The organism is Methylorubrum rhodinum, from assembly GCF_014199935.1.
GTDB lineage: Bacteria > Pseudomonadota > Alphaproteobacteria > Rhizobiales > Beijerinckiaceae > Methylobacterium > Methylobacterium rhodinum.
Genome location: NZ_JACHOP010000029.1, coordinates 51,120 through 67,958, shown reverse-complemented (window position 1 = coordinate 67,958; position 16,839 = coordinate 51,120). Strand labels below are relative to the sequence as shown.

18 protein-coding genes are annotated in these 16,839 nt (G+C 69.8%); 9 read left to right on the top strand and 9 right to left on the bottom strand.

Annotated elements, in window-relative coordinates; all coding sequences use genetic code 11:
• Positions 1 to 110 precede the first annotated feature (110 nt).
• Positions 111 to 641, bottom strand: a complete 531-nt coding sequence (gene hslV, locus HNR00_RS22670; RefSeq protein ID WP_183573362.1) for an ATP-dependent protease subunit HslV — start codon at positions 639 to 641, stop codon at positions 111 to 113.
• 529 nt (positions 642 to 1,170) lie between these two features.
• Between hslV and HNR00_RS22665 the strand changes: the two genes are divergently transcribed.
• The 4 genes from HNR00_RS22665 to HNR00_RS22650 all read left to right on the top strand — a co-directional run bounded on the left by HNR00_RS22665 (position 1,171) and on the right by HNR00_RS22650 (position 4,358).
• Complete coding sequence (locus tag HNR00_RS22665; protein WP_183573348.1) at positions 1,171 to 1,899, top strand: hypothetical protein; 729 nt, start codon at positions 1,171 to 1,173, stop codon at positions 1,897 to 1,899.
• 151 nt (positions 1,900 to 2,050) lie between these two features.
• Entirely contained in the window at positions 2,051 to 2,923 is an 873-nt protein-coding gene (motA, locus tag HNR00_RS22660) for a flagellar motor stator protein MotA (protein ID WP_183573346.1), read from the top strand.
• 183 nt (positions 2,924 to 3,106) lie between these two features.
• Positions 3,107 to 4,075 carry a flagellar motor switch protein FliM gene (locus HNR00_RS22655; RefSeq protein WP_376770408.1) on the top strand — a complete coding sequence of 323 codons (969 nt, stop codon included), beginning with the start codon at positions 3,107 to 3,109 and terminating at the stop codon, positions 4,073 to 4,075.
• A complete protein-coding gene (locus HNR00_RS22650; protein WP_183573344.1) occupies positions 4,059 to 4,358 on the top strand; it encodes a hypothetical protein in 300 nt (99 codons plus the stop codon). The genes HNR00_RS22655 and HNR00_RS22650 overlap by 17 nt, the downstream gene beginning before the upstream one ends.
• A gap of 88 nt (positions 4,359 to 4,446) precedes the next feature.
• On the opposite strand, the gene HNR00_RS22645 is transcribed toward HNR00_RS22650, so the two are convergent.
• The 3 genes from HNR00_RS22645 to HNR00_RS22635 all read right to left on the bottom strand — a co-directional run bounded on the left by HNR00_RS22645 (position 4,447) and on the right by HNR00_RS22635 (position 6,605).
• Positions 4,447 to 5,367, bottom strand: coding sequence for a bestrophin family protein (locus HNR00_RS22645; RefSeq protein ID WP_183573342.1), 921 nt, complete (start codon positions 5,365 to 5,367; stop codon positions 4,447 to 4,449).
• Positions 5,368 to 5,485: 118 nt separating this feature from the next.
• On the bottom strand, positions 5,486 to 5,821 hold the full coding sequence (locus HNR00_RS22640) for a hypothetical protein (protein WP_183573340.1): 336 nt from the start codon (positions 5,819 to 5,821) through the stop codon (positions 5,486 to 5,488).
• Positions 5,822 to 5,963: 142 nt separating this feature from the next.
• Positions 5,964 to 6,605 carry a transglutaminase-like cysteine peptidase gene (locus HNR00_RS22635; RefSeq protein ID WP_183573338.1) on the bottom strand — a complete coding sequence of 214 codons (642 nt, stop codon included), beginning with the start codon at positions 6,603 to 6,605 and terminating at the stop codon, positions 5,964 to 5,966.
• A 178-nt stretch (positions 6,606 to 6,783) separates the two neighbouring features.
• Between HNR00_RS22635 and HNR00_RS22630 the strand changes: the two genes are divergently transcribed.
• Positions 6,784 to 7,203 carry an acyl-CoA thioesterase gene (locus HNR00_RS22630; RefSeq protein WP_183573336.1) on the top strand — a complete coding sequence of 140 codons (420 nt, stop codon included), beginning with the start codon at positions 6,784 to 6,786 and terminating at the stop codon, positions 7,201 to 7,203.
• 21 nt (positions 7,204 to 7,224) lie between these two features.
• Here HNR00_RS22630 and HNR00_RS22625 read toward each other — a convergent pair whose 3' ends face one another.
• Both HNR00_RS22625 and HNR00_RS22620 read right to left on the bottom strand, forming a co-directional pair.
• The gene (locus HNR00_RS22625; RefSeq protein ID WP_183573334.1) at positions 7,225 to 8,130 is read right to left on the bottom strand and encodes an alpha/beta hydrolase; all 906 of its coding nucleotides are present in this window, start codon (positions 8,128 to 8,130) and stop codon (positions 7,225 to 7,227) included.
• 70 nt (positions 8,131 to 8,200) lie between these two features.
• Positions 8,201 to 9,112 (bottom strand): lytic transglycosylase domain-containing protein, encoded by a 912-nt coding sequence (locus HNR00_RS22620; RefSeq protein WP_183573331.1) that lies wholly within the window; start codon positions 9,110 to 9,112, stop codon positions 8,201 to 8,203.
• 191 nt (positions 9,113 to 9,303) lie between these two features.
• Here HNR00_RS22620 and HNR00_RS22615 point away from each other — a divergent pair, with 191 nt between their 5' ends.
• Both HNR00_RS22615 and HNR00_RS22610 read left to right on the top strand, forming a co-directional pair.
• Positions 9,304 to 10,932 (top strand): ABC transporter ATP-binding protein, encoded by a 1,629-nt coding sequence (locus HNR00_RS22615; RefSeq protein ID WP_183573329.1) that lies wholly within the window; start codon positions 9,304 to 9,306, stop codon positions 10,930 to 10,932.
• A gap of 2 nt (positions 10,933 to 10,934) precedes the next feature.
• A complete protein-coding gene (locus HNR00_RS22610) occupies positions 10,935 to 12,155 on the top strand; it encodes a phosphopentomutase (protein WP_183573327.1) in 1,221 nt (406 codons plus the stop codon).
• Between the two features lie 171 nt (positions 12,156 to 12,326).
• Here HNR00_RS22610 and HNR00_RS22605 read toward each other — a convergent pair whose 3' ends face one another.
• Together HNR00_RS22605 and HNR00_RS22600 are read right to left on the bottom strand one after the other, a co-directional pair.
• Positions 12,327 to 12,668, bottom strand: coding sequence for a hypothetical protein (locus HNR00_RS22605; protein WP_183573325.1), 342 nt, complete (start codon positions 12,666 to 12,668; stop codon positions 12,327 to 12,329).
• A 222-nt stretch (positions 12,669 to 12,890) separates the two neighbouring features.
• Complete coding sequence (locus HNR00_RS22600) at positions 12,891 to 13,913, bottom strand: alpha/beta hydrolase (protein WP_183573323.1); 1,023 nt, start codon at positions 13,911 to 13,913, stop codon at positions 12,891 to 12,893.
• Between the two features lie 116 nt (positions 13,914 to 14,029).
• On the opposite strand from HNR00_RS22600, the gene meaB reads away from it, so the two are divergent.
• Positions 14,030 to 15,019: a methylmalonyl Co-A mutase-associated GTPase MeaB gene (gene meaB, locus HNR00_RS22595; RefSeq protein WP_183573321.1), complete on the top strand. Its 990-nt coding sequence runs from the start codon at positions 14,030 to 14,032 to the stop codon at positions 15,017 to 15,019.
• Between the two features lie 209 nt (positions 15,020 to 15,228).
• Here the strand turns inward: meaB and ilvN are convergent, their stop codons facing one another.
• Entirely contained in the window at positions 15,229 to 15,771 is a 543-nt protein-coding gene (ilvN, locus tag HNR00_RS22590; protein WP_056242896.1) for an acetolactate synthase small subunit, read from the bottom strand.
• A 107-nt stretch (positions 15,772 to 15,878) separates the two neighbouring features.
• On the opposite strand from ilvN, the gene HNR00_RS22585 reads away from it, so the two are divergent.
• The gene (locus HNR00_RS22585) at positions 15,879 to 16,784 is read left to right on the top strand and encodes a methyltransferase domain-containing protein (RefSeq protein WP_183573319.1); all 906 of its coding nucleotides are present in this window, start codon (positions 15,879 to 15,881) and stop codon (positions 16,782 to 16,784) included.
• Positions 16,785 to 16,839 lie beyond the last annotated feature (55 nt).

The following is a 16,839-nucleotide window of genomic DNA, read 5'->3' as shown; positions in this document are numbered from 1 at the left end:
CTCATGCGGCGCCTCATCGTCATCGCAAACGCGCGCCTGCGCGACGCCTTCGCCGAAAAACGACAGGTCGCCACGAACTGAGTTGATGACGGCGGTGAGCGTTGAAAAAATCAACCCGCGTCGAGCGTCTCGATGACGAGGTTGCCGTTCGTATATACGCAGATGTCGCCCGCGATCCGCATCGCCTTGCGCACGATCGCCTCGGCGTCGAGGTCGCCGTCCTCGAGCGCGCGGGCGGCGGCGAGCGCGTAGTTGCCGCCGGAGCCGATCGCCATCACGCCGCTCTCGGGCTCAAGCACGTCGCCGGAGCCGGAGAGCAGCAGGCTCACTTCCTTGTCGGCCACCAGCATCATGGCCTCCAGCCGGCGGAGGTAGCGATCGGTGCGCCAATCCTTGGTCAGCTCGACGCAGGCGCGGGTGAGCTGGCCGGGATACTGCTCCAGCTTGCCCTCCAGCCGCTCGAACAGGGTGAAGGCGTCGGCGGTGGCGCCGGCGAAGCCGCCGATGACGCTGCCCTTGGCCAGCCGCCGGACCTTGCGGGCGTTGCCCTTCACGATGGTCTGGCCGAGGCTGACCTGCCCGTCGCCGCCGATCACCACACGCCCGCCCTTGCGGACCATCAGGATCGTCGTGGCGTGCATCTGGGGCGGGCCGTCTTGGGACAAGGAGGTTCTCCGGTGGCGGAATGACGAGCCTCAGTTATGCGCTTGGGCGCCCGCCTCCAAGGCGGGCCGTTACGCAAAGCGATGGCCGGTGTTTCTCGGCGCGCCTCGGATGCCAACGCTTGTGTCCGCGCTCACTTGCCCGGCCGGGAGGACTGACGACCGAGTTGGGGATCGCCTACGGCCTCCCAGATTGTGGTGTCGCGCGCTTGCCGAATCGATATCCACGTGACCCGATTGCGCTTTGAGCGGCCGACCGGCTCCCTGAGGCGGCGGGCATGACCGTCGCGACATGCACTACTCAGGCTGACCGGCTTCTCCGACGACCGATACGGATGGCGGATCGAGCATGTCTTTGCTCGCATCAGCCGAAGCAGCCACTCTTGCACAGCTTCTACTTCAATATGAGGATAACTTATACTCTCGTAATTCCGATCCTGGCTTGGTCACCGTGTTGTGATCCGTATCGTGTCTGATTGACATCGGACCAAATGGGTGCTTTTCCAGGTTGCCGGTCGATGCGCGGGAGGTAAGCTTGCGTGCTTGTTTGACGATATGCTTTGCCCTGGCCCTAGGCGGGGCGGCAGCTGCCCAATCGGCGGACTGTGACAAAATCAAATACTCCACAGTGCCGATTGAAATGAGGCCAGAAGGCACCGCCATGAATCGTATGTCCAGCGGTTCGTTGGCGACCGAGAGCGTCATGAGGTTGCCGCCCATCCAGCTGTATCGCAATCCGAATGGGACAGCCGTCGCCGTATCGAACGCGCAGCCTGGAAATCACTATACCAAGACGACTTTGAAATTCGGATTTGCGATGGAACAAATTGCTAGGCTTGATGCCGGTGAGAGAAAAATATCGTATGAGTACAATATTCCCATCAATCATGATTTAAAGACCGACAGGCATGATTTCGACATGGATCATACGCGCGAGAAATTTCAGAACAGAGAGACAACGAGAGAAGAAATACGTGCGAGCTATAAATATCGAGGTAGTGGCACAGCGGTCATAGAAGCATGCTCTTATGAAGTAGATCATTTTGAGCTGAGCTTCGGAGTTTATAGAGATAAACAGCTAATTAGCTCAACAAACTGGCGACTTGCGTATTCGCCGCAACTATTTACATCGTTGTCCAGTGAAATCCTAAATTTCGACGCCAACAGGGTTCTGCAATCGATCGTGCGGTACGACACGAAATCCGTGACGGCCGATTTCGTTCCGGCTCAAGAGTGACCCGCAACGAACCCCGCATCGCATCCGTCCGGCGCCCCTGATCCCGCTTCGGCCGATCACCCTGCCGACAAAGCCCCGCGCAAGCCTGCCTGCCTATTCCCCTGGCCCAAGGGCCGCACTTCCGTCGCCGGCCGTCCGCGGAACGAGTGCCATGGGAATCATCGTCGGCCTTGTCATCGCCATCGGCTCCATGCTCGGCGGCTTCGTGGCCATGGGCGGCCACCTCATCGTCATCTGGCAGCCCTGGGAGTTCGTCATCATCTTCGGCATGGCGGCGGGCACCTTCGTGATCGCCAACCCGCTGAAGGTCGTGATGGATTCCGGCAAGGCGACGATGGAGGCCTTCACCGGCAAGGGGCCCAAGCGCCAGGATTTCCTCTCGCTGCTCGGCCTGCTGCACGCCCTGATGCGCGAGCTGAAGACCAAGCCGCGCAACGAGGTCGAGGTGCATTTCGACAACCCGACCGAGTCCGAGATCTTCAAAAACTTTCCCGAAGTCGCCAAGCACCCCGATCTGGTGCTGTTCATCTGCGACTATTGCCGTCTGATCCTCATCGGCAATGCCCGGAGCCACGAGATCGAGGCGCTGATGGAGGAGGAGATCGGCACCCACAAGAAGTACAAGCTCAAGCCCTACGCGGCGATCAACACGGTGGCCGAGGCGCTGCCCGCGCTCGGCATCGTCGCGGCGGTGCTCGGCATCGTGAAGGCGATGGGCGCGCTGGATCAGTCGCCGCAGATCCTCGGCGGCCTGATCGGCGCGGCGCTGGTGGGCACCTTCATCGGCGTGTTCGCCTCCTACGGCATGCTCGCCCCGCTCGCCGTGAAGGTCAAAGGCGTACGCGAGAAGCAGTGCGCCCCCTACACGATCATCAAGCAGACCCTCATCGCCTACATGAACGGCGCGCTGCCCCAGGTCGCGATCGAGCACGGCCGCAAGGGCATCGCCGGCTCCGACCGCCCGACCATCGACGAGGTCGAGGCCGCGACCGTGCCGGGCGGCCGCGCCCCGGCCGCGGCGTAAGGGGACGGACCGGTGCAAGAAACGGTGGACCAGTCGGTGGACCAGCCCATTCGGACCGAGGCGCCCGCGTTCGAGGACGCGCTGACCGCCGCGCAGGAGCCGGCGCCGGTGCCGGCTGAAGGATCGACCCAGGAACTGGCGCGCGCCCTGGATCGCGAGCCGGCTCGAGCCTCGGCCGAGGCGCTGGCACCCAAGCCCGCTTCCGCCCTCGACGCGCTGCTCACGGCGGCGGCCCAAAGGCCCGCGACCGACATCCGCACCCGCATCCAGGAGGCCGGCGGCCTGTCGCTCGACCGGCTGCCGATGCTGAGCGTGGTGTTCGACCGGCTCGCCACCGCCTGCAGCGACGCGGCCAAGCATCTGGCCTCGTCCTCGACCTTCTACTCGCTCAGCGGCGTCGAGAGCGGGCGTTTCGGTGAGATGCTCGACGCCTACGACGCCAACGCGGTGGTCGGCATCTTCCACGCGCCGGAATGGGACGGGCACATCCTGGTCGGGCTCGACCGCGACTTCATCTACACGATGGTCGAGGTGCTGTTCGGCTCCGACGGCTCCGAGCCGCCGGTGGAGGAGGAGCGCAGCTTTTCCGCCATCGAGTTGCGCATCGCCCAGATGGTGTTCGAGCAGGTCGGCAAGGCGCTCGAATCCTCCTTCGGCCTCGTCTCGCAGACGCCGTTCCGTCTGGAGCGGATGGAGACCCGCATGGAGTTCGCCGTGATCGGGCGGCGCTCCAACAAGTCGGTGCAGGCCAAGTTCCTGCTCCAGGCCTTGAACCGCGGCGGCGAGATGTTCCTGATCATCCCGCAGACCGTGCTGAACCCCTTGCGCCCGGCGCTCGGCAAGGTGCTGACCGGCGAATCCGCCGCCCGCGATCCGCGCTGGGCGCAGCAGATCACCGCCGAAGTCCAGAAGACCGCGGTGAAGCTGCGCGCCGTGCTGGAGGAGCGCCACCTGACGCTCGGCGAGATCGCCGGGCTGAAGGTGGGACAGGTGATTGAGCTCGACGCGACGCCCGCGACGCGGATCAAGCTCGAGGGCAACGACCGGCCGCTGTTCTGGTGCCGGGCCGGCCAATCGCAGGGCGCCTACGTCCTGCGGGTGGAGGAGGCGATCAATCCCGAGAAGGAGGGGGGCGATGGGCTCCTTGGTTGACGGCATCCTGCTCGTCGCGCTGGTGGCGACGAGCGCCTGCGTGGTGCCGATGTATCTCAAGCTCAAGCGCCTCGACCGGGTCCAGGCCGAGTACGGCGCCGCGGTCACGGCGTCGGGCATCGCCCTGACCCAGGCGGGCGACGCCGTGCGCAGCTTTTCGGGCGAAGGGCGGGAGATTCTGGAGGCGCTGAGCCTGAAGATCGAGGAGGCGCGGGCGCTGGTCTCGGAGCTGGAGGCGTCGCGCGCGGCTCTGGTGATAGCGCGGGGCGAGCCGAAGGCGTAGGGGCGGCTTCTCCCATTCCCCGCCCTCCTTCGAGGCTTCGCCTTCGGCTCCGCGCCTCAGGATGAGGGGGATAGGTGGGAAGAAGCCGTCATCGCAGGGTGAACCGCTCGGCTCGCGGCGGCTCGGGCCGGCTCTCGCCGAGCGCGTCCAGGACCGGCGCCGTCGCGGCGTGGAGCAGCGCGTCGAGGGGCAGGTCGTTGGCGTCGGTGCCGAACGGCTCCTCCAGTTCGTCGCCCAGCGCGTCGAGGCCGAAGAAGGCGTAGGCGACGAGCGCCGCCACCACCGGCGTCGACCAGCCGAGTGAGCCGGCCAGCCCGAACGGCAGCAGCAGGCAGTAGAGCCAAGCCGTGCGGTAGAGCAGCAGCGTGTAGGCGAAGGGCAGAGGCGTGCCCTGGATGCGCTCGCAGACCGCCTGGATCGCCGACAGGCTCGCGATCTTCTGCTCCAGCGTCGAGAACGTCACCTCGCCCAGCGCACCCGCCCGCATCGCCAACGCGAGGTCGTGCGTCAGGCCGGCGAGCGCCGCGTCGGCGGCGCTGGGGCGGTCGGCGAGCAGCAGGCCCTCCTGCGGCGGCAGCCACGGCTCGGCGGCCCGCGCCTCGTCGAGATCGCGCAGCCGGGCGTGGAGCGCGTGGGCGAAGCCCACCGCCCGGCGGAGGGAGCGGCGGCGCAATTGCGCCTGCCCGGCCTCCGGCAGCAATGCCGGGATCAGCCGGGCGAGCGCCCGCATCTCGACGATCAGCGTGCCCCAGGCCCGGCGCGCCTCCCACCAGCGATCGTAGCAGGCGCCGTTGCGGAAGCTTAAAAAAATCGAGAGCGCGAGGCCGACCAGGGTGAAGGGCCCAATGCCCGCCGTCACCGGGAACCACGCGGCGTGGCGCTGCTCCAGCCCGACCACGAGGCAGGCGAGCACCGTGATCGCGATCACCTTCGGCGCGACCTTCGGCAGGATCGAGCCGCGCATCGCGAACAGGATGGTGAGGAGGTTGGGCCGCGGGCGGACGATCATCGGCCGTCTGTCCGCGATCCGGTCCGGGGATGCAACGGGATCGCCGACACGGTTCCGAGTCCGGGCCCGGTCGCTCCGATCCGACCCGCCCGGAAGCCGGGGAGCGGACGAGATGCCGTTACAGGGCGCTGAGGCGCGGCAGGCCGATCAGCCGCTCGCGGGCGCGGGCGATCAGCGACGGGCGGATGCGCGCCACGTCCTCGCCGTCGAGCATCGGCGAGGTCGAGAGAGCGGACAGATAGGCCTCTTCCGGCTCGCGGCAGTTCGAGACCGCCTTCGTCGCCGCGTAGCTGCGGCTGGTCGTGCGGGCCTGCTCGGCGAAGGACACGTCCAGGCAGGACTGCCACGCGGCGTGGCGCGGGCCGGCGGCACTCTCGTCGGCCCAGGCCGGAGGGGCGGCCAGGAGGGCGAGGACCGCGAGGGCGAGGACCGCGAGGGGAAGAACGCGACGCATGGGCGGCGAACCGTAGGCGAGACATCGGTTTTCCGGTGCCGCGCGGCAGGCCGGAAACCTTCCGTCAACCTTGGCCGCCGACCCGTTAAGACCGGATAACGCGCCCGTATGCTCTCGGGTCCCGAAGCGGGACGCTTTCGTGTCAGCGGTTGGCGGCGGTGACCGGCGAGGCGTCGCGGCCGAGCGCCACCCAGCCGATCGCGTCCTGGCTCTCGCGCTTGACGAAGGTGTAGCCGGTCTGGGTCCAGGGCAGGACCGCGGAGGTCTTGTTGTCGAGGATGAGGTCGCCGCGGTTCGTCACCACGGTGAGCACGGCGTGGCCCTCGCCCTTCTCGTCGATCACGACGGTCATCCGCAGGGCCCGGCGGGGCAGGCCGGCCTGGACCAGCAGGCGGCGCTTGAGGAGCTGGAAGTCCTCGCAATCGCCCCGGCCGTCCTCGGCGAGGTCCCAGCGGTCGGCGGAGCGCCAGTGATCGAGATCGGTCACCGCATCGACCGCCCGGTTGATGCGGCGGTTGACCGTGTTGATCGTCTGCCAGAGCGCCGGGGTGAGGGTGACCGAAGCCGTCTCTGTGCGGTCGACGGCGCATTCGCCGGGGTAGCGCTCGCAGAACTCGGCCCAGGCGGCGATCGGCCGGGCCGCCCCCGTGGTCGTCGCCGAGAGGCCCACCGCCGGCAGCGCCTGGGCCGCGGCGCCCGTCACGCCGAGGCCGGCAGCGAGCGCGAGGCCCGCGAGCACGGCGCGGAGGGTGGAAAAGCGACGCTGGGCGAACTCGTTACGCATGACCCGACCCGAACTCTTAAGCTCACGTTAACAAGCTCTCACAGCGCGCCGGCGGGGGCAATCGGAAGGTTAAAGATCGGTTAACGGCTTCCCTCGCATTCGAGCGATCGGCGTCCGGATGCCGCGTGGCGTATGTCCTGCTACGCTTCGGGCGATGACCGACGAGCCCGAGCCGCCGATGACGCGCGACGCGAACGCCCCTCCCGCCCCCTCTGCCGACCCGCCGACCGAGCGCGGCGCGCCGGTGATCCGCACGATCGCCATGCCGGCGGACACGAACCCGGCGGGCGACATCTTCGGCGGCTGGCTGATGGCGCAGATGGATCTGGCGGCGGGCAACGTCGCGGCCCGCCGGGCGCGCGGGCGCTGCGCCACGATCTCGGTGGAGGCGATGACCTTCCACCGCCCGGTCTTCGTCGGCGACGAAGTGAGCCTCTATGCCTGGATCGTGCGCACCGGGCGCAGCTCCATGGCGATCCAGGTCGAGGTCTGGCGGCGGGAGCGCGAGGGAGAGGTTACGATGAAGGTGACGGAGGGCCTGTTCACCTTCGTGGCCATCGGGCCGGACCGGCGGCCGCGGGCAATCCCCGAGGCGTGAGGCACCGTCCCAAGACGGGGCTCAGTGCATCGTCAGTGTGGTCAGCCGCTTGGCGCCCGCGTGCTGGTGCAGGAAGGCGCTCATCTCGGCGAGCACCGGAGCCTTGCGGCGGAAGGTGACCGAGAGGGCGAGCAGCGTGTCCGCGTGATCGAGGCCCGGATAGACCCGCTCCTGCACCGACACGCGGGCACTGCGCAGGCGGGCCGCGAGGCTCTCGGTGTTGCGCGGGCGGACCACGGTGTCGGCATCGCCGGTGGCCAGGAAGGTCGGCGGGGAATGCGGGCCGGCATAGGTGACCGGCTGGGTCGCCGTCGGTTCGGGCGCCTGGCCGAACACGTCGACCGAAGTCTTCTGGTCGAAGGGCAGGAAGTCGTAGGGGCCGGACAGGCCCGCCACCGCCCGGATCGACCGCGGATCGACGCCGGCCCGGCGCAGATACCCGGTGTCGAGCCCCAGCATGGCGGCGTTGTAGGCGCCCGCCGAGTGGCCCGCGAGCACGATCCGGTGCGCGTCGCCGCCATAGGCCGCGATGTTGTCGCGCACCCAGGCGATCGCCGCCGCGCCGTCCTCCAGGAAGTCGGGGAAGCGCGATTGTGGGTAGAGCCGGTAATCCGGCAGCACGGTCACGAAGCCCTGGGCGGCGAGCGCCTGGGCGGCGAAGGCGTAATCGGCCTTGCTGCCGCTGTTCCACGAACCGCCGTAGAAGAACACCAGCACCGGTGTCCGGTCATGCGGCTGGCTCGGCACGAACACGTCGAGGCGCTGGCGCGGATCCTCGCCGTAGGCGGCGTCCGCGAGGGCGAGCCGCCCGCCCTTGTCGCGGGGACCGAGCGCGTCGAACAGCGCGAGCGGCGAGCAGCCGCTCAGGCCCACGGTCGTGAGCCCCAGGCAGATCAGCGAGACGAGGGAGACGAACGCTTTGATCATGTGACCTTGAGATTGACGCGGCCCGCGCGGCGGATTCATGGCGCGGTCGCGGCGAAAGATGAGACGCGGCTCAGGTGCGCAGCACGATGCAGGCGCCGCCGACGTCGCGGATCTTCTGGCACAGCCCGTCGGCCGCCCCGCGGGTCTCGGCGGGGATGCGGACGCGGTAGAACGTGCGCGTGCCGCGGAAGCGCAGGCGGGTGCCGATGATCATCGGCCGCACCTCGCCGATCACGCCGGCATAGCGCGTGCGCGCCCGCTGGAAGCTCGACAGGGCCAGCGACTTGGAGAAGTTGCCGGCGAGCTGAATGCCCCAGGGCGCGGCCGGCCCGCCCTCGATCGCGAGCGCGAAGCGGTCGCCGCGGGACGGGATGCGCAGTGCCGCGGTGACCTGAAGGCAGCTCTGCGTCTCGGCCTCCGGCGCGGGCGGCTTGTCCGCGGGCTTCTCGCCCGTCTTCCTGTCGTCGCCCTCCGGCAGTTCGACGGTGGTGTTGGGTCGCCAATCCTCCGCCGGGCGGCCGGTGATGGCGATGACGTAGGCCCGCGTCTCGGCCGGCAGCCCGCCGGAGCCGGCGAGCCAGTTCGTGACCCGGCCCGGCCCGCCGTTATAGGCCGCCGCCGCGAGCCCGAGATTGCCGAACTGGCGCTTCAGGTCGGACAGGAAGTGGGCTGCGTGAGGAATCGCCTGCTCCGGGTCGAACGGATCGGTCAGGCCGCGCTCCCTGGCCGTGCCCGGCATGAACTGCGCCACCCCCTGCGCTCCCGCCGGGCTCACCACGCCCACGCGAAAACTGCTCTCGCGCCAGATCAGCCGGGTCAGGAACGGCACCGGCAGGTTCTGGGCCCTGGCCGAGCCCTCGATCAGCCGGCAGAGCGCCTGCTCGACGGTCTCGCTCTCGGGCGAGGCGGTGGCGCGGGCCGGATCGGCAAGGGCCAGGGCGGCGGCGAGGGCCGGCGGGATCAGGGCGAGGAGACGGGGCACGCCGGCTCATCTAGGACGCCGGCCGCGGATGCGTAGCCGTTTCTGGTGCATTGCACACAAACCGTCGGCGCTCCGCGTCGCCGCGGACGATTCGCGTGTGTCGGCCCGCGCGCTATAACCTGGGGCAACCGCCTGAATTCCGCCCGAGGCCCGGCACGGCCCGGCGGTCCGCCTGATCCTGCCGGGGCCTGATGAGCGACACCCTTCTGACCGTCGAGGATCTCTCGGTCGCCTTCCGCACCCGCGAGGGCGATACGCTGGCCGTGGACCGCGTGTCGTTTTCCATCGGCAAGGGCGAGACGCTGGCGCTGGTGGGCGAATCCGGGTCGGGCAAGTCGGTGACGGCCCTGTCGATCCTGCGGCTCCTCGACGGAGCGGCGCATCATCCGGGCGGACGGATCGTCTTCAAGGGCCGCGACCTACTCACGTTGCCCGAGAAGGAACTCCGAAAAGTGCGCGGCGCGGACATCACCATGGTGTTCCAGGAGCCGATGACCTCGCTCAACCCGCTCCACACCATCCAGCGCCAGATCGGCGAGGTGCTGGAGATTCACCGGGGCCTGAAGGGCCGCGGGGCGCGCAAGCGAATCCTCGAACTGCTCGATCTGGTCGGCATCCGCGACGCGGAGCGGCGGCTCGGGGCCTATCCGCACGAACTCTCCGGCGGGCAGCGCCAGCGCGTCATGATCGCCATGGCGCTCGCCTGCGAGCCCGATCTGCTGGTCGCCGACGAGCCGACGACGGCGCTCGACGTGACCGTGCAGGCGCAGATCCTGGCTCTGCTCGCCGACCTGCGAGAGCGGCTCGGCATGGCGATCCTGTTCATCACCCACGATCTCGGCATCGTCCGGCGGCTCGCGGGCGAGGTTTGCGTGATGCTGCGCGGGCGCATCGTCGAGGCGGGGCCGGTGGCCGAGGTCTTCACCCGGCCGCAGCACGAATACACCCGGCGCCTCCTCGCCTCGGAGCCCTCCGGCCGGGCGAATCCGGTCGATCCGAAGGCCGAGTGGATGATGGAGGCCGGGCCGCTCAAGGTGTGGTTCCCGCTGAAGGAAGGCCTGCTCCGGCGCACCGTCGGCCACGTCAAGGCGGTCGACGGCGTGAAGCTTCTGGTGCGGGCCGGCGAGACGGTGGGGGTCGTCGGCGAGTCCGGCTCGGGCAAGACCACGCTCGGCCTCGCTCTGCTGCGGCTGACCGAATCCGAGGGGCCGATCGTCTTCCTCGGACAACGCATCGAGGATTACGGCGCCAAGGCGATGCGTCCGCTGCGCAAGGACATGCAGGTGGTGTTCCAGGACCCCTACGGCTCGCTCTCGCCGCGGATGTCGGTCGGCGACATCGTCGCCGAAGGGCTGGAGGTGCAGGGGCAGGTGAAGTCCTCCGCCGAGCGCCGGACGCGGGTCGCCAAGGCGCTCACCGATGTCGGCCTCGATCCGGCGGCGATGGACCGCTACCCGCACGAATTCTCCGGCGGCCAGCGCCAGCGCATCGCCATCGCCCGCGCCATCGTGCTGAACCCGCGCTTCGTCGTCCTCGACGAGCCGACCTCGGCGCTCGACCGCTCGGTGCAGGCGCAGATCGTGACGCTGCTGCGCGACCTCCAGCGCGAGCGCGGTCTCGCCTACCTGTTCATCAGCCACGATCTGAAGGTGGTGCGCGCCCTCTCCAACTACGTGCTCGTCATGCAGCACGGACAGGTGGTGGAGGAGGGGCCCGCCGACCGGATCTTCGAGGCGCCCCAGACCGAATACACCCGCACCCTGTTCGCGGCGGCGTTCGAACTCGACGCGGCCACCACCGCCGAGCCGGTCCCGGCCTGACCATGGCCCGGGCCCTCCTCATCGTCCTCGATTCCGTCGGCATCGGCGGCGCTCCGGACGCCGCCCGCTACGGCGATGCGGGCTCGGACACGGTCGGCCACATCGCCGAGGCCTGCGCGGAGGGCCGCGGCGACCGGCCGGGCCTGCGCACCGGCCCGCTTCGGCTACCGAACCTCGCTGCGCTCGGCCTCGGCCTCGCCTGCCGGGGCGCCACCGGCCGGGTGCCGCCGGGCCTCGCGCCGGTCGGCGCCGTGCGGGCACTTTGGGGCCACGCCGTCGAGACGGCCGCCGGCAAGGACACGCCGTCCGGCCATTGGGAGATCGCGGGCGTGCCGGTGCTGGAGGCGTTCGGCCACTTCCCCGACACCCGCCCGGCTTTCCCGCCGGAACTGATCGCCGCGCTCGTGGACGAGGCTGGCCTGCCGGGCATCCTCGGCGACCGGCACGCCTCCGGCACTGCGATCATCGACGAACTGGGCGCCGAGCATGTCCGGACGGGCCGGCCAATCTGCTACACATCGGCCGACAGCGTCTTCCAGATCGCCGCCCACGAAGAGGCGTTCGGGCTGGAGCGGCTCTACGAGACCTGCCGCATCGCCCGCAGGCTCTGCGACCCCTACCGCGTCGGCCGGGTGATCGCCCGGCCCTTCCTCGGCGACGCCGAGACCGGCTTCCGCCGCACCGGACGGCGCAGGGATTTTTCGGTCGCGCCCCCGGCCGACACCCTGCTCGATGTGGCTGAGTCCGCGGGCCAAAAAATCGTCAGCGTCGGCAAGATCGGCGACATCTTTGCGCACCGTGCGACGGGCGAAGAGATCAAGCCCGGCGGCAACGCCGCCTGCCTCGACGCGGCGCTCGCGGCGTTTGCCGAGTTGCCGGAGGGCGGGCTCGTCTTCCTCAACCTCGTGGATTTCGACACCGAGCACGGCCACCGCCGCGACGTGCCGGGCTACGCGGCGGAGCTTGAAGCGTTCGACGCGCGTCTTCCCGACATCCGGGCGGCGCTGGGGGCGGGCGACCTCTGCCTCGTCACCGCCGACCACGGCAACGACCCGACTTGGCACGGCACCGAGCACACCCGCGAGCAGGTGCCGGTCCTGGCCTTCGGGCCGGGGATCGCGCCGGGTCCGCTCGGCCGGCGCGAGACCTTTTCCGACATCGGCGCCTCGGTCGCGGCGCATCTCGGCCTGCCGCCGCTCGGGGCCGGCAGGGCGTGGTGGTGAGCGGATCACGCGCGCTCATTCCAACCATTCTCCTCATCCTGAGGTGCTCGGCCGAAGGCTGAGCCTCGAAGGAGGGCTCCGGAAATCGCGCGATCCGCTGGAGCCGTCCTTCGAGGGCACCGCTTCGCGGCGCCACCTCAGGATGAGGATGGTGATGGGGATTTCAGCTGCTCAGGCCTCGTCCTGCTCCTCGTCCTCGTCGTCGATGTCGACGAGGAACACGATGTCGGCCTCGTCCTCCTCGTCGTCGGACGCGTCGCCCGCGTGCTGCGGATCGGGCTCGAAATCGCCGTCGCTCTGGTCGGCGGCGATGGCCTCGTCGAATTCGTCGATCTCGTCCTGGCTCGCCGGGCGCACCTTCAGCTCGGAGGTGCCGTTCCAGATCGGACTGCCGTCGACGGTGAGCGTGCGGATGTCCTCCTTGAAGCCGTCACAGGTGAACAGGTCGCGGGCGGTCGCCTCGTCGCCGTTGATGACCGCGATCGCCGTGCCGTCGATCTCGAGCGTGAACATGGGCTTGCCTCTTAAGGATGGAGCCGCCGGCTTGTAGGCCGACCGCACCGGATTCGTCGATTGGCCGCGCGACGATTTCGGCGGAGCCGTCGCTCGGACCCGAGCGATGGTTCCGAATGGCGGTGCGCGAAGAGCGCGGCGGGCCTCGGCCTTGGCCGAGGCGTCTAGCGAAGCGTGCGTCAAAGCCGCGGAGGCGGCTGCCGGCGCTTGAGGCCCTCTGAATCAACCGCCATTGCTGCCCCGCGCGATGGCGCGCTTGACCACGCCCTGCACGTCCTTGTTCGTCAGGAACAGGTCGTGGTTGAACAGGCCGCCGCCGTAATCGGAAGCGTCGGCCACCCGCACGCCGAGCGCCTCCAGCCGCTCGCGGTCGGCCGCCCCCGCGCGCACGATGCCGCCCGCGATGGCACCGGAAATTTCGAGCGCCCGATCGTTGGTGGCCGAGATCACGGTGATGCGCTTGGCATCGGGGCCGAGCCGCTCGACGCCGTTGGTGAAGAGGTCGATGTCGATGTCGGGAGCGGCCAGCACTACGGCGCCGATCCGCGCGACCGCCGCCTCGCCGGCCTCGGCGCGCAGCATGCGCAACGTCTCCAAGGTCAGCAGCGTGCCCATCGAATGGGCGACGATGTGGATGCGCCCGCCGCTGGGCGACGAGGCGAAGGCCTTGAGCAGGTCCTGGAAGGCGTCGCGCGACCACAGTGCCGACTCGCGGTCGTAGCCGTAATCGAAGGTCGCCGCCGCCGACGGCCACGTGAACAGGGCGGACGCGCCGGCGAAGCGCACGCCGTCGGAGAGCCGCGCCGCGCTGACGGCGGCCGATTCGAAGCTCTCGCGGTAGCCGTGGACGTAGATCAGCACGTCGCGGCCGAAACTGGCCTGCGCGAAGGCAGAGGCTGCCGCGGCGCCGGTCGTGACCTCGCCGACCGAGCGCACGCCCCAATCGCCCGAGACCACCGCCGAGACCTTGCCGATCAGCGAGCGGTCGGGCGCCGACATGCGCGCCTCGGTGAAGCTCAGCCCCCGGCCGCGATCGGAGCCGAAGAACGGCGCCTTCGGCGGGTTGCCGGAGACCGGCTTACGGGTGGTGGCGACCAGGAGCACCGGGCTCACGTCGAGCGCCGATTGCGTCTCGGCGACCGTGCCGGTGGCGAGCCCGTCCATCACGCAGGCCGACAGGGTGGGCGCGAGGCCGGCCGCAGTCGCGAGGCGCAGGAAGGAGCGGCGGGTCGCGTCGGATGTCATGGGTGGTTCGTCCCCCGGCAAGGCGGCGGGTTTCGCGCAGGATCTTGACCATGGCGGGGCAGGATCGGCCCCGCTCCCCCCTCGACGCGTGCGCGTCCGCCCGGCATGAAGACGGGATGAGCGCCGTCCTGCCCGATATCGACAAACTCCGTGAACGCCTGCTCGCGGGCGACCGCGCCGCCTTGGCCCGCGCGATCACGCTGGCCGAATCCCGCCGGGCCGATCACCGGGCCTGCGTGCGCGACCTGATCGACGCCGTGCTGCCGCAGACCGGCAAGGCGATCCGAGTCGGCATCACCGGCGTGCCGGGCGTCGGCAAGTCGACCACGATCGACACGCTCGGCTCGCTGCTGACGGAGGCCGGGCACAGGGTGGCGGTGCTCGCCGTCGATCCGTCCTCGACCCGCACCGGCGGCTCGATCCTCGGCGACAAGACCCGGATGGCGCGGCTCTCGCACGACCGCAACGCCTTCATCCGGCCCTCGCCCTCCTCGGGCACGTTGGGGGGCGTCGCCGCCAAGACCCGCGAGACGATGCTTCTGTGCGAGGCGGCGGGCTTCGACGTGATTTTGGTCGAGACCGTCGGCGTCGGCCAGTCGGAGACGGCGGTGGCCGACCTCACCGACTTCTTCCTCGTGCTGATGCTGCCGGGCGCGGGCGACGAGCTGCAGGGCATCAAGAAGGGGATTCTCGAACTCGCCGACATGATCGCGGTCAACAAGGCCGACGACGGCGAGGGCGAGCGCCGCGCCGGCGCCGCGGCCTCCGAGTACCGCGCGGCGCTCCACATCCTGACGCCGCCGTCGTCCACGTGGACGCCGCCGGTGGTCACGATCTCGGGGCTGCACGGCAAGGGGCTCGACGCCCTGTGGTCCAAGATCGAGGACCACCGCCAGAAGCTCACCGCCACCGGCGAGATCGAGAAGAAGCGCCGCGAGCAGGATGTGAAGTGGATGTGGGCGCTGGTCCACGAGCGCCTGCACCAGCGCCTCGTCGGCACCGCCGAGGTGCGCAAGGCCACTGCCGAGGCCGAGAAGTCGGTGGCCTCGGGCGAGCATTCCCCGGCCGCGGGAGCACAGGCGATCGCCGAGTTGATCGGGTTGTAGCGGTTTTCCGGCCGGCGGCGCCGGGATCGGCCCCGATGCGGCCGTCTCGTGCGACCCCGGATGCGGTGTCCGCGGCACCTCGCATCCCGATCCGCTCGACCCCTTCCGCCGAGAGCCTTCGGCGCCATCGTCGCACCCGCGCGGGCCGATCGCGCTGGAGACGTCCGCTCCAGCGCGAGCCGTCCGAAGCGGCTGGGCGCGAATGCGCCCTATAGCGGCTCGGAGCCGCGGGCCATGGCGGCGATGCCGGTGCGGGAGATCTCGACGAGGCCGATCACGGTGAGAAGCCGGATGAAGCGGTCGATCTCCTCGGTCGAGCCGGTCAGCTCGAACACGAAGGAGTTGAGCGTCGCATCGAGCGTCCGGGCGCCGAAGGCGGCGGCGAGCCGAAGCGCCTCGCTGCGGTGCTCGCCGAGGCCGACGACCTTCACGAGGCAGAGCTCCCGCTCCAGCGCCTGGCCCTGAAGCGTCAGATCGACGACCCGGTGGACCGGCACGAGCCGGTCGAGCTGCGCCTTGATCTGGTCGATCACCGCGTTCGTGCCCGTGGTCACGATGGTGATGCGCGAGATGTGGCGCGCTTCTTCCGTCTCGGAGACGGTCAGGCTCTCGATGTTGTAGCCGCGGCCCGAGAACAGGCCGGCGATGCGGGCGAGCGCGCCGGGCTCGTTGTCCACGATCACCGCGAGCGTGTGGCGGTTGACCGGCTCGATCCGGGTGGGCTCGGGATAGTGGGTGTTCATGGCGTTCATCGGGGCGTTCCTCGTCTTCTCTCTTTGCTCCGGCCTCGAGCGCCGGCGGCCGCCCCCGCGGCCTTGATGCTGGACCCGCCTCCCGGCGGCGTGATACCGGCCCCGCCATGGATCGGCGCCAGCGTGTCTTGAACCTCGTCCTGCCGCGCGGACGAACCGGCGTCGAGATCGGACCCCTCGCTCACCCGCTCATCCTCAAGAGCGACGGCGAAATGGGCGGCGAAGTGCTCTACGCCGACCACATGCCGACCGACGGCCTGCGCCACCACTACCGCCAGCACCCGACGCTCGGGCCTTCGGGCATCGACGGCATCGTCCCCGTGGACATCGTGCTCGGCGAGGGCGGCCTGCCCGAGGCGCTGGGCGAGCGCGGCCCGGTCGATTACATCGTCGCCTCGCACGTCGTCGAGCACATCCCCGATCCCCTCGGCTGGCTGGCGGAGGCCGCGACCACCCTGCGCGAGGGCGGCGTGTTCTGCCTGATCGTGCCGGACAAGCGCTTCACCTTCGACCACTTCCGCACCCCCACCAGCGTCGGCGCGCTCCTCGCCGCGCGTCTCGCCGGCCTGCGCAAGCCCCCGCTCTCGATCGTCTACGAGCATTTCGCCCGCGCCTGCGCGATCGACCGCCGCGCCGTCTGGCAGGGTCGACCGGTGGCGATGCGCCCGCTGACCGGCGGCCCGGCCGCGGCGTTCGAGGCCGTCGAGCGGATCGCACGGGACGGCAGCTACACCGACGTCCACTGCTCGGTGTTCACGCCGTTCAGCTTCGCGGTCGCGCTCGAAGAGGTGCTGAGCCTCGGCCTGCTGCCGTTCGAATGCGCCACACTGGAGCCGACGCGCACGCGCGAGGACGAGTTCTTCGTGCTCCTGCGCAAGCGCTCCGAGATGGCGCCAGCCGCGCGCGCGGCCACCGTGCCGCGGCTCGACCCGCGCCGGCACGACGCGCTGCCGAAGCCGCAGCTCGGCGCCCGCCTCGCCGCCGCTCTCGGGCTGCGGCGCGGGACGCCCTAAGGCGTCCCGCGGGGACAAGCCGTGCATGGCCGTCGCCCTCGTGCGCGAGGGGCTT

What these genes read in the sequence shown, in the direction of transcription:
- hslV (WP_183573362.1), bottom strand. Translation starts at nt 641, where the DNA reads ATGCACGCCACGACGATCCTGATGGTCCGCAAGGGCGGGCGTGTGGTG.
- motA (WP_183573346.1), top strand. Translation starts at nt 2,051, where the DNA reads ATGGGAATCATCGTCGGCCTTGTCATCGCCATCGGCTCCATGCTCGGC.
- HNR00_RS22650 (WP_183573344.1), top strand. Translation starts at nt 4,059, where the DNA reads ATGGGCTCCTTGGTTGACGGCATCCTGCTCGTCGCGCTGGTGGCGACG.
- HNR00_RS22645 (WP_183573342.1), bottom strand. Translation starts at nt 5,367, where the DNA reads ATGATCGTCCGCCCGCGGCCCAACCTCCTCACCATCCTGTTCGCGATG.
- HNR00_RS22640 (WP_183573340.1), bottom strand. Translation starts at nt 5,821, where the DNA reads ATGCGTCGCGTTCTTCCCCTCGCGGTCCTCGCCCTCGCGGTCCTCGCC.
- HNR00_RS22635 (WP_183573338.1), bottom strand. Translation starts at nt 6,605, where the DNA reads ATGCGTAACGAGTTCGCCCAGCGTCGCTTTTCCACCCTCCGCGCCGTG.
- HNR00_RS22630 (WP_183573336.1), top strand. Translation starts at nt 6,784, where the DNA reads ATGACGCGCGACGCGAACGCCCCTCCCGCCCCCTCTGCCGACCCGCCG.
- HNR00_RS22625 (WP_183573334.1), bottom strand. Translation starts at nt 8,130, where the DNA reads ATGATCAAAGCGTTCGTCTCCCTCGTCTCGCTGATCTGCCTGGGGCTC.
- HNR00_RS22615 (WP_183573329.1), top strand. Translation starts at nt 9,304, where the DNA reads ATGAGCGACACCCTTCTGACCGTCGAGGATCTCTCGGTCGCCTTCCGC.
- HNR00_RS22610 (WP_183573327.1), top strand. Translation starts at nt 10,935, where the DNA reads ATGGCCCGGGCCCTCCTCATCGTCCTCGATTCCGTCGGCATCGGCGGC.
- HNR00_RS22605 (WP_183573325.1), bottom strand. Translation starts at nt 12,668, where the DNA reads ATGTTCACGCTCGAGATCGACGGCACGGCGATCGCGGTCATCAACGGC.
- HNR00_RS22600 (WP_183573323.1), bottom strand. Translation starts at nt 13,913, where the DNA reads ATGACATCCGACGCGACCCGCCGCTCCTTCCTGCGCCTCGCGACTGCG.
- meaB (WP_183573321.1), top strand. Translation starts at nt 14,030, where the DNA reads ATGAGCGCCGTCCTGCCCGATATCGACAAACTCCGTGAACGCCTGCTC.
- ilvN (WP_056242896.1), bottom strand. Translation starts at nt 15,771, where the DNA reads ATGAACGCCATGAACACCCACTATCCCGAGCCCACCCGGATCGAGCCG.
- HNR00_RS22585 (WP_183573319.1), top strand. Translation starts at nt 15,879, where the DNA reads ATGGATCGGCGCCAGCGTGTCTTGAACCTCGTCCTGCCGCGCGGACGA.